The sequence below is a fragment of the Pseudomonas sp. ES4 genome (assembly GCF_050586665.1).
GTDB lineage: Bacteria > Pseudomonadota > Gammaproteobacteria > Pseudomonadales > Pseudomonadaceae > Aquipseudomonas > Aquipseudomonas frederiksbergensis.
Map to the genome: position 1 here is coordinate 109,645 of NZ_JBOBDO010000007.1, position 15,855 is coordinate 125,499.

At 58.1% G+C, this 15,855-nt stretch carries 15 protein-coding genes; 10 read left to right on the top strand and 5 right to left on the bottom strand.

What is annotated here, in order from left to right; genetic code table 11:
• Nucleotides 1-192: 192 nt before the first annotated feature.
• Nucleotides 193-531: a hypothetical protein gene (locus tag ACQ4OB_RS10895; RefSeq protein WP_102615252.1), complete on the top strand. Its 339-nt coding sequence runs from the start codon at nucleotides 193-195 to the stop codon at nucleotides 529-531.
• Nucleotides 532-563: 32 nt separating this feature from the next.
• Here ACQ4OB_RS10895 and ACQ4OB_RS10900 read toward each other — a convergent pair whose 3' ends face one another.
• The 4 genes from ACQ4OB_RS10900 to ACQ4OB_RS10915 form a co-directional block, all read right to left on the bottom strand.
• Nucleotides 564-1,970 carry a DUF1254 domain-containing protein gene (locus ACQ4OB_RS10900; protein WP_430955669.1) on the bottom strand — a complete coding sequence of 469 codons (1,407 nt, stop codon included), beginning with the start codon at nucleotides 1,968-1,970 and terminating at the stop codon, nucleotides 564-566.
• Between the two features lie 142 nt (nucleotides 1,971-2,112).
• Nucleotides 2,113-3,684 carry a sensor domain-containing diguanylate cyclase gene (locus ACQ4OB_RS10905; RefSeq protein WP_102615234.1) on the bottom strand — a complete coding sequence of 524 codons (1,572 nt, stop codon included), beginning with the start codon at nucleotides 3,682-3,684 and terminating at the stop codon, nucleotides 2,113-2,115.
• Nucleotides 3,685-3,917: 233 nt separating this feature from the next.
• Nucleotides 3,918-4,709 (bottom strand): lipopolysaccharide biosynthesis protein, encoded by a 792-nt coding sequence (locus tag ACQ4OB_RS10910; protein WP_074875195.1) that lies wholly within the window; start codon nucleotides 4,707-4,709, stop codon nucleotides 3,918-3,920.
• 205 nt (nucleotides 4,710-4,914) lie between these two features.
• The gene (locus ACQ4OB_RS10915; protein WP_430955670.1) at nucleotides 4,915-6,663 is read right to left on the bottom strand and encodes a L,D-transpeptidase family protein; all 1,749 of its coding nucleotides are present in this window, start codon (nucleotides 6,661-6,663) and stop codon (nucleotides 4,915-4,917) included.
• Between the two features lie 81 nt (nucleotides 6,664-6,744).
• Between ACQ4OB_RS10915 and ACQ4OB_RS10920 the strand changes: the two genes are divergently transcribed.
• From ACQ4OB_RS10920 to ACQ4OB_RS10955, 8 genes are all read left to right on the top strand, one after another.
• Complete coding sequence (locus ACQ4OB_RS10920) at nucleotides 6,745-7,449, top strand: murein L,D-transpeptidase catalytic domain family protein (RefSeq protein ID WP_074875191.1); 705 nt, start codon at nucleotides 6,745-6,747, stop codon at nucleotides 7,447-7,449.
• A 110-nt stretch (nucleotides 7,450-7,559) separates the two neighbouring features.
• Nucleotides 7,560-9,257: a copper resistance system multicopper oxidase gene (locus tag ACQ4OB_RS10925; RefSeq protein WP_430955671.1), complete on the top strand. Its 1,698-nt coding sequence runs from the start codon at nucleotides 7,560-7,562 to the stop codon at nucleotides 9,255-9,257.
• A gap of 11 nt (nucleotides 9,258-9,268) precedes the next feature.
• On the top strand, nucleotides 9,269-10,156 hold the full coding sequence (locus ACQ4OB_RS10930) for a copper resistance protein B (RefSeq protein WP_430955672.1): 888 nt from the start codon (nucleotides 9,269-9,271) through the stop codon (nucleotides 10,154-10,156).
• A 55-nt stretch (nucleotides 10,157-10,211) separates the two neighbouring features.
• Nucleotides 10,212-10,583, top strand: coding sequence for a copper homeostasis periplasmic binding protein CopC (copC, locus tag ACQ4OB_RS10935; protein WP_430955673.1), 372 nt, complete (start codon nucleotides 10,212-10,214; stop codon nucleotides 10,581-10,583).
• Nucleotides 10,584-10,586: 3 nt separating this feature from the next.
• Nucleotides 10,587-11,522, top strand: coding sequence for a copper homeostasis membrane protein CopD (gene copD, locus ACQ4OB_RS10940; RefSeq protein ID WP_430955674.1), 936 nt, complete (start codon nucleotides 10,587-10,589; stop codon nucleotides 11,520-11,522).
• A 281-nt stretch (nucleotides 11,523-11,803) separates the two neighbouring features.
• Nucleotides 11,804-12,217, top strand: coding sequence for a hypothetical protein (locus ACQ4OB_RS10945; RefSeq protein ID WP_430955675.1), 414 nt, complete (start codon nucleotides 11,804-11,806; stop codon nucleotides 12,215-12,217).
• Nucleotides 12,218-12,314: 97 nt separating this feature from the next.
• The gene (locus ACQ4OB_RS10950) at nucleotides 12,315-12,584 is read left to right on the top strand and encodes a heavy-metal-associated domain-containing protein (protein ID WP_430955676.1); all 270 of its coding nucleotides are present in this window, start codon (nucleotides 12,315-12,317) and stop codon (nucleotides 12,582-12,584) included.
• Between the two features lie 85 nt (nucleotides 12,585-12,669).
• Entirely contained in the window at nucleotides 12,670-13,455 is a 786-nt protein-coding gene (locus ACQ4OB_RS10955) for a transporter substrate-binding domain-containing protein (protein ID WP_074875175.1), read from the top strand.
• Nucleotides 13,456-13,946: 491 nt separating this feature from the next.
• Here ACQ4OB_RS10955 and ACQ4OB_RS10960 read toward each other — a convergent pair whose 3' ends face one another.
• Nucleotides 13,947-14,429, bottom strand: coding sequence for a cupin domain-containing protein (locus ACQ4OB_RS10960; protein WP_074875173.1), 483 nt, complete (start codon nucleotides 14,427-14,429; stop codon nucleotides 13,947-13,949).
• Nucleotides 14,430-14,764: 335 nt separating this feature from the next.
• Between ACQ4OB_RS10960 and dusA the strand changes: the two genes are divergently transcribed.
• Entirely contained in the window at nucleotides 14,765-15,760 is a 996-nt protein-coding gene (dusA, locus tag ACQ4OB_RS10965) for a tRNA dihydrouridine(20/20a) synthase DusA (protein WP_074875171.1), read from the top strand.
• Nucleotides 15,761-15,855 lie beyond the last annotated feature (95 nt).

A 15,855-nucleotide genomic window follows, 5' to 3' on the forward strand; every position in this document is an offset into this window, starting at 1 on the left:
TAGCAGCCATGCTGGGCCCTGGCGCCTGGATAACGCAACCCATTGCAGCAATTGAAGAACCGTTGACACAACCATCGCCAATCGACGGCTGCTGCCCTGTAATTGCACACCAGCCACTCGTCAACCAGCCGGCACCCACCGCCCTGCCCTTCATACCATCATCAGGTAACGACTCATCTTTGGAGGCGCATCCTGATGACCATCAAAATGACTTCGCTGTTACTGGCTGGAGTGCTGTGCGCCCTGTCCGTCGGTATTTTTGCTGCCCCAGGCGATGGCGCTGATGCGAAGGGTAGCCAATCGGGCTCATTCGGCGGCTCGACCATGGCGCCCAACAATAACCCTGGCCAACCCTCGAACGATCAAAACACTAATCGCGGCAATAGCGGATCGGGCTCGTCGGATAGCGGAAACGGTGGCAATGCCGGGAACAGCGGTTCTGGCGCGGGAGGTGGCACGGGCGCGGCAGGCGGTGGAACAGGCGGTGCCGGCGGTGGGACGGGCAGCTGGACGCGTAAAAACAGCCGATGATCGTCGGCTGCTTTTAGGCCTGAAACGCGCAACTAGGTTGGCTTGACCGGTGGCGGATTCCACTTGCCGTTCAAAACCTCGGGCTTGGGCCCATACAAACGCATGGTCAGGTTGAAACCGCCCTTCGGTGCCGGCAGCCAATTGGCTTCAAGGTCCTTGCCGGGGTTTTCGTGCTGGAGGTAGATGTCCAGCGAACCGTCGGCATTAGTCTTGAACGGCATCCAGCTACTGACTGCAAAGCGGTTGAGCGCATTGCCGACCTGGAAACCCTCGGGGTCGTACAAGGTGATCGACCAAAAAGCGTTTACCGGTGGCGTTTCACCCTTTTCGAAATGCAGCACGTATTTGTTCGAGCCATCGAGTGGCTTGCCTTCGACATCGCCGATGTTCAGCGGATAAATCGCATCCTCGGGCAAGTTGGCACCGAGCCCGATCTGCGCAACGATCGCGCGCTTGAGGTAGTAGTTGCCATAGACGCCCATGGTGTCGGTGTTCATCGACCAGCCGTTGACCACACGAGCGAGGGTTGGAACCTTCCACGTCATCAGCGCCTGCGCGTCCTTGGGCACGGTCTGCAACGCTGCTTGGATTTCAGGGTCCAGCGCCTTCATGTCGAAGGATTTTCCGGGCTCGATACCGATACGCTTCATCTGCGCCAGGATCGGTTGATCGCTGATGTGCGCAGGATGCACCTTGAGCAATTCGGCGGCGTAGGCGAAGTAGTCCGCCGCCGACATTGAGTCGACCTGGATCTTGGGCGGGGTCTTCATATCCACGGCCGGGTCAATGTTCACGCTGACCGGTTCGGCGCTTTTACCCAGCCGGGACAACGGTGTCACCGTATAGCCAGCCTGAATTTTGTGGACCGCCGCGTAGTCCGCGGCGCCGTCGGTCTTGGTGCGGCCAATGACCCAGACAAAGGGCGTGGGCGCCGGCAGATGGTTCAGTCCGGCTGGCACCGTCCCGGTCCAGCCCGGCGGTGTCACCAGGAACTGCCCCGCCTGGGTGCCCGTGGTGCGCCAGCCCGGTGAGGCGAACACATCGGTCCACATGTCGAGCATCGGCAGCAAGTAAAAACGTCCGGCCGTATCGGGCGCTGCGATCACCAGCGGTTCTTCGGTCAAATCCAGCCAGGCAATGGAATACAAGGTGTCGAAGTTCGAACGCACCACCCCTTTGAAATCCGCAGGCGGATACTGCGGAACGCTGACAAACATATTCATCGGACCTTTGCCGAATTCCTTGCCAGGTTCGATATTGGTGAATTGCTTGCGGGTAATGTCCATGGTCAACAGCGGGTACAAATAAAGGTAGGCATCCACGCCGATGGCGTGTGCTTCTTCGGCTGTGACTTTCGATTGAGCCTGGCTGGCGAGCGGAAAGACGACGCTGGCTGCTACGGTTAGAGCAACGGCTGTCAATGCTTGAGTAATCAACATTCTAAGATCATCCGTGCGGTGGGAAGACCTGCCGGGATCGACAGGGTTACCGCAACTCTAGACGATCAATCGAAGGGGATCTGACAGGCAGACAGCCGGCTGGCCGCGGTGTTGCGCGGGTGAAACACCCTCGATAGACAGCTCAACGATCCGAACGCAGCAGTGCCTCGACACCACCCTCCATCGACAGCACCGCCGAGCGGTTTCGCCCCGAATGCTTGGCTTGATAAAGCGCCGCGTCCGCGCGTTCGATAAACACTTCCATGCTGTCCCGCCCCGTCGGCACAAACGAGTAACAACCCAGGCTGACCGTCACGAAGCCCGAGGGCGAACCGCTGTGGAGGATGTTCTTGTCCATGACGCTGCGGCGGATCTGCTCGGCAATCACCATCGCGCCGTGAATGTCGGTGTCGGGCAGCAATACCGCAAACTCTTCACCGCCATAGCGCACGGCCAAATCGGCCTTTCGATGGCAGCAGCCTTTCACCGCCCGCGCCACTTCAGCCAGGCAATGGTCCCCCGCAACGTGGCCATAAGTGTCGTTGTAGCGCTTGAAGTAATCGATATCGAGCATGATCAGGCTTAGCGAACTCGACTGCCGGGCGCCTCGGCTGAATTCGATGTCCAGCGCGCCCTCGAACAGCCGGCGATTGCCCAGGCCGGTCAGGCTGTCGTGGGTCGCGATCAGCTTCAGCGCTTCCTTTGCCTTGCGCAAATCCGCCTCGACCTGTTCGCCGACACGCACCTGATAAAGGAACATCCAACCGAACAGCCCTACGCCCACTACCACCAGGGCAACGATGACTGTGGAGCGAAATGCCGTGTCGTACCAATCCTTGAGAATCGCCTCCCTGGACGAGGCGGCAGACACGACCAACGGATAAGCGTCGAGCTCACGGTAGCCATGCAACCGCACAACACCATCGAGCAGCGAGCTGAACATCGCGTTCCCGGCAGGCGCGTTGGGCAGCAACTTCTCGAAGATCTCGCCCTTGGCCAGTGATGTGCCAATCAGCGACTCCACAAACGGTCGGCGCGCCAGCAGCGTTCCGTCGGTCAATGCCAAAAACATCGAACCGTTGCCATCAATGCTGAAGCTTTTGAAGAACTGATCGAAGTACGCCATCTTGATGCCGGCCAACAAGACGCCCTGGAAATTGCCATTCCTGTCGTTCACCCGTTTTGATACCGGAATGATCCATTCGCCGTTTCCTCGACTGCGAATCGCCGGCCCGATGTGCGCCAGGGAGGAGACGTTCTGCTGGTGGAACTTGAAATAATCGCGATCCCCCACACCGGCTCCGCGTGGCAGCTCGTCGAAAGAGGTAACGATCCACTGTCCCTTTTGGTCGAACAGAAATATCCCGTGCAATTGATGCAGTGCCTGCACTCGCCGGGCGAATGTTTTCTGCAAGCGTGCCTTTTGCGGCGCACCGAAACCGTCAACCTGAATCCAGTCGGCCAGACTGGTCAGCACCAGTTCGGCTTGCATGAAGGTGTCTTCAGCTTGTTGCGCCATGGCCCGTGTCAGGTTTGTAGACGCCACTTGCGCCAAGGCCAGGTCATGCCGGCGCGACTGCTCCAGTTGCAGGTACAGCAAACCGCACAGGCTCAGGCACACGACTGCGATAAACAGTACCGCTGCTTTGCGCAAAGGTAACCGTTTCAGCGTGACGCCAGTGGCGTTGTGCGGATCGTGAAGAGGGATAGACAAAAGCTCGTCCTGTAAGGGTAAGGCATGGGTATCACCCCAAAACCCTTATTTTTTGTGAGCTTAGTCTACGAGGGGATGGCGGGCAAATGCCGTTTGGCTAGCCGTTGCATCGCACTGCGCAAATGCGCCCGAGCTGGCGCATTTGCCGGTATGCCCGCGGGGCAACCTCCCAGACATAATCACCCAACAAAAAAACAGGCGCCTCGCGGGCGCCCATTAAGTACGAATTACCTTCAGATCAACTTGTCGATCTCATCCAGCGTCACTCGGGGAATGAGTTCGCCGGGAATCCGTGAGGAACTGGACAGGTTGTAGACCCGAAAATCTTCACTCACGACGTACTTCGACAAGATCTCGAACGACGGCAGGATTCGCGTATAAAAATGCTGATCGAGCAGGCATGGCGAGGCGACCGTGTCGGCCCCTTCATAAAACCGGCTTACAGACTGATTCAAATCGACGCCTACCAGAAACACCTTGGTAAACCCCACGTGATAGGCAATCTGTAACGCCAGATAAGCCACCGTACGAGCATCAAAAAAACCGCGTTTAAGGTTCTTGCTGAAACCAAGGGTTCTGTTACGGCCATTTCCAAGTTTGCGACTTCTGACGAGTTCTTTATCGGCCCTGAAAACCAGGTCCGTCCAGGAGAGCTTGGGGGCTCGGCCGAGTAAATACAGTTCGCCTTCAGGCGGGACCGTCGTATGCCAGATGTGCTCTTGCCACAGCGCCACCCGCTGGCTGATGCGCATGGCCTCTGAAAACAGTTCGGGTTGTTGCCTGGAAAAGCCTTGATCCGTACAGGCATAAAAGAAAGGCTTGATACCTGTCCCGGAGAACATGGAAATGGCGCCGTTCATTGTGATCATCGGAACGTTCGCAAACTTTTCCAGCGGAAAATCCTTGGCGGACGCCCCCGAAGCAATGATAAACACGGCACCTTTCTGGATGTTGCGGCACTCATCGAGGTCATGCCCATTAAGCATGCCTGTATTGAGTGACGGTTTTTTTTGCGCAACATCCATCTTCAATTCCCTATCCCTTCACATCAATGATCGGCGGACTTTTTTTGCATTGTGATAGTTTTCAACAGGCGAGCCAACCTTTTGGCTTCCCCATTCCCTGAATCTGCGACGGAGCGCAAAGGTTGATGCAGAGCGCTTGCAACGTCAGTGCATCGATGACCTGCCGGTTACCTACGGATAGCACACCTCGCCTGTTTCAGGATCATTACCGGTTTTGCCCCGTCGCGACCGCGGAAGTTCCTGCTCGTCGCACATCCAGGACGGGCAGTTCCGAAGGCTGATTGAGCCCCCGCAGTACCGCGGAGTCATAGCCGTATACATCAGGTTTAAACATCACTCGACCATCACTACTCAGATCCACCGTCCAGTAAGCCAACAGCACCGGCACTTTGACAGGAAGCCTGATGTTTTCGGTCTTGCCGTTAGCCAGCTGGGCCCGTATTGCGGCGCTGTTCCAACGAACCGGGTCATTGAACAGTAGCTCTACCAACTGCAGTGGATTCTCCACTCGTATGCAGCCTGAACTGGTGGCTCGGCGCGATTGCGCAAACAACTCGCGATGCGGCGTGTCGTGGAGATAAATCGAATATTCATTGGGAAACCGAATGACCACCTGCCCCAGCGAGTTGTCCGGCCCCGCATCCTGTCGCAGCGTGATACCGCGTGCGTTATCCCAGTCGACGGTCGACGGATCGAGCACATTCCCCTCTCGATCAAGGGCTCTTATTCGGTTGGCGGCCAGGTAGCCGGGATCTCTTCGTATCTTCGGCAGCATGTCTTTGACGAGGATGGTCGGTGGTACGGTCCAGGTGGGGTTGAACGTTACGTAAGTGATCTCGGATTGAAACACCGGCGTACTGCGAAACGGCTTACCGACCTGAACCCGGGAACGCCATATCGCCTTCCCGTCGCGATAAAGCGCCACCTTGTAACCCGCAATATCAACGATGACAAAAGTGCCCTGAAGTTTGTACAGCAACCAGCGCGCGCGCTCCATGTTCACCCGGACCTGGTCTATCCGTGCTTCTACGGGCACATTCAACGCCGCCAGTGTCGCGGCGCCCGCTACGCCATCCGCCCCCAGGTATTGCTCGGCCTGATACTTTTTCACTGCTGCGGTGACGCTGTCGTCGTAGTCAGTGCGTGGGCTCTTCGATGGGGCCAGATAACCACCCGCCACCAAGCGTGCGCGCAACTGCGCGACAGCGACGTCATCCATGCCTGGCTTGAGCGATTGGCCTTCGGCAACCTTCGGCCAGCCGCCAGTGTCCCGAACCTTGCGCAGTTGCGCCAGGCCCACGCGCAGGCTGCGGTAAACCGCCTCTTGTGGCGGTGCTTCGGCGAAAGCGCGCGCCACGTCATGCGCATCGAGCGCGGCGAACAATTTATGCATGTCTCCACGGGGATCGGCGCCCACAGGGTCGAAATTCCAATGAATGTCCAGACGCGAAGGGTCAACCTTGCCACGCCGCAATTGCAGCAGCGCCGTGACAAAGGTACGGGTGGCTGCGATATCGAACGCCGCCCGTTGCGCCACTGTTGGCGCTGCTGCCTGCATCGACGCCCGGGCATTCGCCAATTCCTCGATATGAAAGTCGGCAGGGTCCAACCCATCGGCCTGGGTCTCGCTCAGGCTTTTCAATAACTGGATGACATCGCGGTCGTTGGCCCAGGCCGAGCGGTAACCCCGATGCATGTAAAAATCCATGACCACACGACTCGGGTCCATCCGTTGATGGCCACGGGAAGTGAGCAAGGGAGGAAACGATGAGCTCAAGGGCTCAAGTGCCGCCTGAATCGTTTGAGCGACGTAATCGTCAGGTGCTGCGCCATTTCTGCGGATAGCAGCAGATACCCCCTCAATCGGCGAGGTTTCTGCAATCGCTGCGCCGCTGATCAGAAAGCCCATAAAAAACATGCGGCTTATGACGAATAACCTTGTTAACTGCCCCATGGATAATCCTTAATCGCCCCGTATTCAACGGCTAGCATCCTGCACACTGCTAGACTCGAAACATTAATGTGAGATTTACATATGGCGCTAGACCGCTTTTGTTTCCTGTTCTCGGCCCTGCTGCTGACGTCAGTTTCAGTACCGGCAGCCTACGCCGATTCGCTTGAAGCCGCGCTGCTCAAAGCAGCACCTGGCGCCAACGCCAAAGTCATCGGGCTGGCCGTACGCGCGACTCAATGCAGCTTGGCCCAAGGTAAAGCGCCTGTCCAAAGACTTGCTGTCATCGACTATTCACTGCCTTCGACCGAACAACGGTTGTGGGTGTTCGATCTGAAGAAACGTAAATTACTGTTCCACGAACTGGTCGCCCACGGTCGCAACAGCGGCGAGAACATGGCGGTCAAGTTCTCCAACCAGAATGAAAGCTTTGCCACCAGCCTGGGTTTGTATCGGACCCAATCGAGCTACGTCGGCCAGAACGGGTATTCCTTGCGCATGGAAGGCCTGGAGCCGGGGTTCAATGACAAAGCGTTCGAGCGAGCGATCGTTATTCACGGGGCGCCCTATGTCAGTCCGGTTCTTGCCCGAACCAATGGCCGGATTGGTAGAAGCCTGGGGTGTCCAGCGGTGCGGCCAGCAATTGCGCATAAGTTGATTGATTCAATGAAAGACGGGCAGTTGTTGTTTTCTTACTATCCGGATCAGCGCTGGTTGAAGTCGTCTTCGTATATCAATTGCGGGGGCGGCACCGTGGCCACAACATCAACGCCCGGTACACGCCAATAAATACGGCATGAACCTGTCAAAAATGTAATCTGCGCCTCAGCCTGCTGAAAGGCGCCGCCCATTAGCCTTGTCACCAAGCACTCTCCACGCTGACGGACCAGGAAAACGGCATGCATTCCAACACAACAAGACGCACCTTCGTGAAGGGCCTGGCCGCAGGCGGGCTCCTTGGCGGCCTCGGGTTATGGCGCACACCTGTCTGGGCGGTCACCAGTCCTGGCGAGCCTCAAGTGCTGGCAGGCACCGATTTCGACCTGTTGATCGGCGAAACCCCGGTCAACATCACCGGCAACCCGCGCACCGCGATGACCATCAACGGCGGTATTCCCGGCCCCCTGCTGCGCTGGCGCGAAGGTGACACGGTGACGCTGCGGGTAAAGAACAAACTCAACGCCGACACCTCCATTCACTGGCACGGCATCTTGCTGCCGGCCAACATGGACGGCGTGCCGGGGCTGAGCTTTCACGGCATCGAGCCGAATGGCACGTACGTCTACCAGTTCAAGGTCCGGCAGAATGGCACTTACTGGTACCACAGCCATTCCGGTTTTCAGGAACAGTCCGGCGTTTACGGGCCACTGGTGATCGATGCAAAGGAGCCGGAGCCTTTCCAGTACGACCGCGATTACGTGGTGATGCTGACCGACTGGACCGATGAAGATCCGGTCGGCCTGATGAAGACGCTGAAAAAGCAATCCGATTACTACAACCACAACAAGCCCACCGTGGGTGATTTCATCCACGACGTCAGCGAGAAAGGTTGGGGTTCCACGGTCGCCGATCGAAAAATGTGGGCCGAGATGAAGATGAACCCCACCGACCTGGCCGACGTCAGCGGCGCAACTTACACCTACTTGATGAACGGCCAGGCGCCGAACTCGAACTGGACGGGTGTGTTCCGGCCGGGCGAAAAGCTGCGCCTGCGCTTCATCAATGGCTCCGCCATGACGTATTTCGACGTGCGCATTCCCGGGCTGAAAATGACGGTGGTCGCTGCGGATGGGCTGCACGTCAAACCGGTGAGTGTCGATGAGTTTCGCATTGCGGTGGCAGAGACCTTCGATGTGATTGTCGAGCCCACCGAAGCGGCTTACACCTTGTTCGCCCAGTCGATGGATCGGACTGGCTTTGCACGCGGCACGCTCGCAGCGAAGGCGGGGTTATCCGCGCCGGTACCGCCGCTGGACCCTCGGCCGCTGGTGACCATGGATGACATGGGCATGGGCGGCATGGATCACGGCAGCATGGCGGGCATGGATCACAGCGCCATGGCCATGCCCGGCATGCAGTCCCATCCCGAGACGGAAAAAGACAACCCACTGGTGGACATGCAAGCCATGACCACCGCCCCCAAACTCGACGACCCCGGCCTCGGCCTGCGCAACAATGGCCGCCGCGTCCTGACCTATTCCGACCTGCGCAGCACCTTCGAAGACCCGGACGGTCGCGACCCGAGCCGTACCATCGAGCTGCACCTCACCGGCCACATGGAAAAATTCGCCTGGTCGTTCAACGGCGTGAAGTTCTCCGACGCCGAACCTGTGCGCCTCAAATACGGCGAGCGGGTTCGGGTGGTGCTGGTCAACGACACGATGATGACCCACCCGATCCATCTGCATGGCATGTGGAGCGACCTCGAAGACGAGAACGGCGAATTCATGGTGCGCAAACACACCATCGACATGCCACCCGGTTCCCGACGCAGCTATCGTGTCACCGCCGATGCGCTCGGACGCTGGGCCTATCACTGCCATCTTCTGTACCACATGGAAATGGGCATGTTCCGTGAAGTTCGGGTGGAAGAATGAGGCGCCTATCGATGACCAGACTCACTTCCCTCTCTTTGGCACTCGTGACCGCGAGCCTGACACTCTCTTCGGCGATGGCCGCCACCGACGACATGCAGAACATGGATCACAGCCAGATGCCGGGCATGGACCATAGCCAAATGCAAAGCATGGACGACGGCCAGATGCAGCCCGCCGCACCGACCGAAAGCCGCACGCCGATCCCGGCGCTGACCAATGCCGACCGCGCCGCCGTGTATGCCAGTCCGTCCGGCCACATGGTGCATGACACCGCGCTCAACTATTACTTCCTCGCCGACAAACTCGAATGGCAAGACGCTGACGACGGCAGCACCCTGGCCTGGGACATGTCCGGCTGGATCGGCGGCGACATCGATCGCCTGTGGCTGCGCTCCGAAGGCGAACGCACCAATGGCAAAACCGAAGACGCCGAAATCCAGGCCCTGTGGGGCCATGCCATCTCCCCGTGGTGGGACGTGGTGACCGGCATTCGCCAGGATTTCAAACCTGGCGACCCGCAAACCTGGGCCGCGTTCGGCGTGCAAGGGATGGCGCTGTACAACTTCGAAACCGAGGCCACCGCCTTCATCGGCGAAGGCGGCCAAACCGCTGCACGACTGGAAGGCGACTACGACATCCTGCTGACCAACCGATTGATTCTGCAGCCAACCGCCGAACTCAACTTCTACGGCAAAAACGATCCGCAACGGGGGATCGGTTCCGGGTTATCCAACACCGAAGCCGGCCTGCGGCTGCGCTATGAAATCCGCCGGGAAATCGCGCCCTATATCGGCGTGACCTGGAACCGCACCTACGGCAAAACCGCCGACTACGCCAACGATGAAGGTGAGGACCGCAGCGAAGCACGCCTGGTCCTCGGTGTTCGCCTGTGGTTTTAAACGCATTAACTCAACAACCAAAAAAACAACCGCTTAAAGCGGTAAGAGGCCTTGCATGCGCATGATTAAAACGACCGCTGTTGCCATTGGACTGCTCATGAGCGCGCTCGCTCAAGCGCACCCGAAACTGCTGTCCTCCACCCCGGCCGAAGGTGCGGACGGTGCGGCACCGAGCAAGATCGAACTGCACTTCTCGGAGAACCTCATGACCCAGTTCTCCGGCGCAAAACTGGTCATGACCGAAATGCCTGGCATGGCGCACTCCCCCATGCCGATGAAAGCCAAGGTCTCCGGCGGCAACGATCCGAAAACCATGGTCATCACCCCGCTTTCGCCATTACCCGTCGGCACCTACAAAGTCGAATGGCGCGCGGTGTCATCGGACACCCACCCGATCACCGGCAACGTCACGTTCAAAGTGAAGTGATTGATGAGCGACTCGGTCAGCATTGCACTGCGCTTTGGGTTGTATGTGGATTTGATGCTGCTGTTTGGCCTGGCGCTGTTTGGGCTCTATAGCCTTAAAGGACAGGAACGGATTTCCGGCGCGGTGTTGCCGTTTCGGTCGATGTTGGTGGGCACGACGGTGCTGGGTGTGCTGTTTTCCATCGCCAGCATGGTGGTGATGGCAAGCGCCATGAGCGGTGAGACGGACTTTGCCGAGTTGCACCCGCATATCGAAATGATGGTGCTTGAGACGGACGTGGGATTGGCCTGGGTCGTGCGCCTCATCGCGCTGGTGGTCGGCGGTTTGGCGGTCGTATTCAACCGGCGAGCACCAGGATCCAGCCTGCTGATCGCGTTTATTGCCGGCGCTATCGCCCTCGCCAGCCTGGCCTGGAACGGTCATGGAGCGATGGATGAAGGTGACCTTCGTTATTGGCATTTCATCACTGACATCGGGCATCTGCTGGCTTCGGGCGCCTGGTTCGGTGCGCTGGTGGCGCTTGCCTTGATGGCAAAGATCAACGCGCTGCAAACCGAGGAGCGCATCAGATTGCTGGCTCGGGCTGTCCGCCGATTTGAATGGGTGGGCGCGGTGATCGTGGTCGTCATCACGGTCACAGGCGTCGTGAATTACCTGTTCATCGTGGGCCCGACGCTCGACGATCTATTGCTCAGCACCTACGGGATTTTACTGTCGATCAAAATCGCGCTGTTTGCCGGGATGCTGGTGCTCGCCGCGTTGAACCGGTTTCACCTGGGACCGTTTTTGGAGCGGTCGTTGCGTGACGGTCAATATCGGGTGGCAGCGAATGCGTTGCGCCGCAGCGTGGTGGTTGAATTGGCGGCGGCGGTGCTGATTGTGGGGCTGGTGGCGTGGTTGGGGACGTTGAGTCCAGGGATGGAAATGGGCGCGGAGTAACGGAAAGAGGCACCACTTGATATGGATCAATCACGGCCTCTTTCTCGGGACTAAGCTCAAGGTAACTCCTCGGATCGGGTACACACTATGCTCTGGTTCCGCACGCACCTACCGCTGCTGATCCGCCAAGTGCTCGCACTGTGGCTGCCAGCACGCCTGCGCTTCGTTCGCTTCAACAATTAAAACAGTCCTCCGAGCGTCTGGAACTCCGGACGCCCCTTTGGCTTCACCTCTTTAGCGCTGCTCCATTCCCGTACGTCCCTGACTCACTGGAGATTGCCATGCAAATGCACTTCAAAGCACTCGTCGCCGCTCTGCTCATCAGTAGCCCATTGGTTGCCCTCGCTGTCGAGGAACATCACCCCGACACACCGCCAACCGCACCGACCACCGCAGCTACCGCCCCCGCTACCGCGCAAGACAAAGCCATGAGCGAACAGATGGAAAAAATGCAGGCCGCTCACGAAAAAATGATCGCTGCCAAAACCCCGGCCGAACGCCAGGCCGCCATGCAAGAAGGCATGGCCACGATGAAGGACAGCATGGGCATGATGCACAACCATTGCCAAGGCATGGGCATGGGCATGGGCAAAGGCATGTCCGGCGGCATGGCTCATTCAGACCAGATGATGGACATGATGATGAAAATGATGGATCAGCAGTCGAACATGATGAAAAAGCCGATGAGCAACTAACGCCCTTTAAAAAGCGCTTGACCTTGCCATCGCGGCAAGGTCAACCATCGATCTCATCCATCCCCCCCTGCCACTCACGGTAAAAGAGGTTTACGTAATGAACAGCACTGAACTGCAAGTCGATGGCATGAGTTGCGGGAGTTGCGTCAAACACATCAACGCCGCATTGCAACCACTCGCAGGAGTGGGTGAAGTGACAGTCGATCTGACGGCCGGTCGGGTCAAGGTGACTGGAGATGCCGAGAGCGAAGTTCTGTTATCGGCATTGAAAGAGGCAGGGTATCCGGCAAGCGTACTGACAGAAGACAAACATGAAGGCGTAAAGAAGAAGTCTGGCTGCGGCGGTTCAAGTTGCTGCTGTCACTGAGTCCGGCCCGGCGAGGATGATGTTGAGCAGAGCAGCAGAAAGTCAGTACTCTCAGCACCCACTCCATCATGGAAGCCGGATAACAATGAACAACCTGAAAAGCACAATGCTGCTCGGTGGCCTGCTCGCTCTATCGTTTGCCGCTCAGGCAGAGCCATCGCATCTGGACAGCGTCATCCAACAGGGCCAACTGCGCGTGTGCACAACAGGCGACTACAAACCCTATACCGTCAAAGCCGAAGACGGCGAATACTCGGGCATCGACATCACCATGGCCCGCTCGCTGGCCGACAGCCTGGGCGTCAAGGTCGAGTGGGTGCAGACCACCTGGAAAACCCTGATGCCCGACATGCTCGCGGGCAAATGCGACATCGGCGTCGGCGGCATATCGGTCACGCTGGAGCGCCAGAAAAAAGCCTTCTTCAGCACCACGCTGGACGTCGACGGCAAAATCCCGCTGGTGCGCTGCGAAGATCAGGCGCTGTACCAGACCGTCGAGCAAATCAACCAGCCTTCGGTTCGTTTAGTCGAACCGGCCGGCGGCACCAACGAAGCCTTTGTTCACGCCTTCCTGCCCAAGGCGCAATTGCGCCTTCACGACAACGTGACCATCTTCCAGGAACTGCTGGACAAGAAGGCTGACGTGATGATCACCGACGCTTCGGAAGCGCTCTATCAGCAGAAACTCAAACCCGGTCTGTGCGCGGTGAACCCGAAGCAATTCATGCAATACGGCGAGAAGGCTTACTTGCTGCCGCGTGATGACATGACCTGGAAGTTGTACGTCGATCAGTGGCTACACCTGGCCAAAGTCACGGGCAACTACCAAAAAATTCTGGGCCAGTGGATAGCAACACCCGAACCCAAATAACCGCCACCTACTCGATCCATGTAGCAGCCGGCGAAGCCTGCGTCCGGCTGCGCAGCAGTCGCCAACTCAGCACTCACCATGTCTCAGGCAAACCACGCAACGGCAAAAACACTTCGGCCGTTGCGTCCGCCCTTAGTCGTGCAGCACCCCCACTGTACTCAATGAAGCTGCTACCGATCGCGCTCCCGCCTAAGTTCAACATGTTGGGGTCGAGGCAGTGATTGCAGGTGCGAATCACGAAGAGAAGGAAGGGCCGGCCGTACGGATGTTTCAGGAGATGATCTGGAAGCGGCTGCAGCGATCCGCGAAATAGAACTCTAGAAGAAAGATCTAAGTCCCCAGCAACTCACCGCCCAACTGGGGTTGAGAACAAATAGGTGCAAGGCCGCTGCATTTATGAGGTGCGGCCTGACCCCTAAGGAAATTCTGTAGGTGAAAACAGAGCCAACGGGAGTCAGGTACGATTGATTCTTTTACCTGATTGTCGCTCGCTACATTTTGCTGTTTCTAGGGTCGTCCGCCGGGTTGAGGTAGGTGATCCCCCAAGGCCCCGTGCCGTGGAGTTGGAGCACGGTTTCCTGCTCTCGACTGGCGCCGTACATCGGCATGCCGACGGGAATGATCAGGGTATCACCCGGTTGATAGGCCTTGGCCCGTGCCGAATCGAATGTGTCTCCGGTGGCGAAGTAGAAAATGCCTGAGATAACGGTTACGCGTTCGGTCACGGGATGGGTATGCACGCCGATTTTCGTATTTGCCGGCAGCTTCAAGCGCAGAGTGAAAGGCTCGGCGGCTTTCAAGTCACCTTCAATCACTGCAATCATCGCACCGGGCCCCACCGACGGCGCGGCTGTCCACTTGAGTTCGGATGGGGTGGAGGCAATCAAACCCGCTCCCTCGGCCAGGGCGGCAGATGTGAAGAAGGCTGCGCTGAGCAAGGCCAGCGAAACAGCGACAGCTTTGTGGGAGTTCATCATGGTTTCCTCGTGTTTGGGAGCTGTGGGTGTATCGCAGCAGAGGCAAATAAATATAGCTTCAACGCACAGGAGCAGAGCCTGCGCAATCAAGTCATATACGATGACGGTAGCCGAATGGTGAAGCGTGGATATACCCATTATGAACAGCGCTATAACGCACAGGTATGGACTGTGACCTCCTACAGCAGGCGCTGTGCTGTTCGCTGTCAGGTCAGCCATTGGCGGTGCCAAGGATGACGGCCGCAGATCAGCAGTAGCAAGACTCACCAACGCTCCGCCAGCCCAATCCTGATAAACTCCCCACCTTCCAGCCTCACCGATCCAGATTCCTAATGTCCATAACCAACGCAACACCCGCCCCGCTCTCCCGCCGCTTCAGCGTTGCGCCCATGATGGATTGGACTGATAGGCATTGCCGTTTTTTCCTACGCCTACTCTCCAAGCACGCCCTCCTCTACACAGAAATGGTCACCACCGGCGCGCTCCTAAACGGCGATCACGACCGCTTCCTGCGTCACAACGAAGCCGAACACCCGCTCGCGCTGCAACTCGGCGGCAGCGTCCCGCTGGACCTGGCGATGTGCGCGCGCATGGCGCAGGAGCACGGTTACGACGAGGTGAATCTGAATGTCGGCTGCCCGAGTGATCGGGTGCAGAACAATATGATTGGTGCGTGCCTGATGGGGCATCCGCAGTTGGTGGCGGATTGTGTGAAGGCAATGCGTGATGCGGTGTCGATTCCTGTGACGGTGAAGCACCGCATCGGGATTAATGGGCGGGACAGTTACGAGGAGTTGTGTGATTTCGTCGGTACGGTTCGGGATGCCGGGTGCACGAGTTTTACGGTGCATGCGCGGATTGCGATTCTGGAGGGGTTGTCGCCGAAGGAGAATCGCGACATTCCGCCCCTGCGTTATGACGTGGCGGCGCGGTTGAAGACGGATTTTCCGGAGTTGGAGATTATTCTCAACGGCGGGATCAAGACGCTGGAAGCCTGTCACGAGCATTTGCAGACGTTCGACGGCGTGATGTTGGGCCGTGAGGCTTATCACAACCCTTATGTGATGGCTGAGGTGGATCAGCAACTGTTCGGCAGCACGGCGCCGGTGATCAGCCGGGCTGAGGCGCTGGCGCAGTTGCGGCCTTATATAGCCGCGCATATTGATGCGGGCGGCTCGATGCACCACATCACTCGGCATGTGCTGGGGCTGGGTACCGGGTTTCCCGGGGCGCGCAAGTTTCGGCAGTTGTTGTCGGTGGATATTCACAAGGCTAAAGAGCCTTTAGTGTTGCTGGATCAGGCGGCGGAGTTGCTTGAAGGGCGTTAACGGTCGCTTGGGTTGAACCTGTGGTCTGATTTGGCATCGTATTTACCGATACCGCGCCCCGCCATTCAAACAGCCGTTTTCCGGTTGTTGCCGCT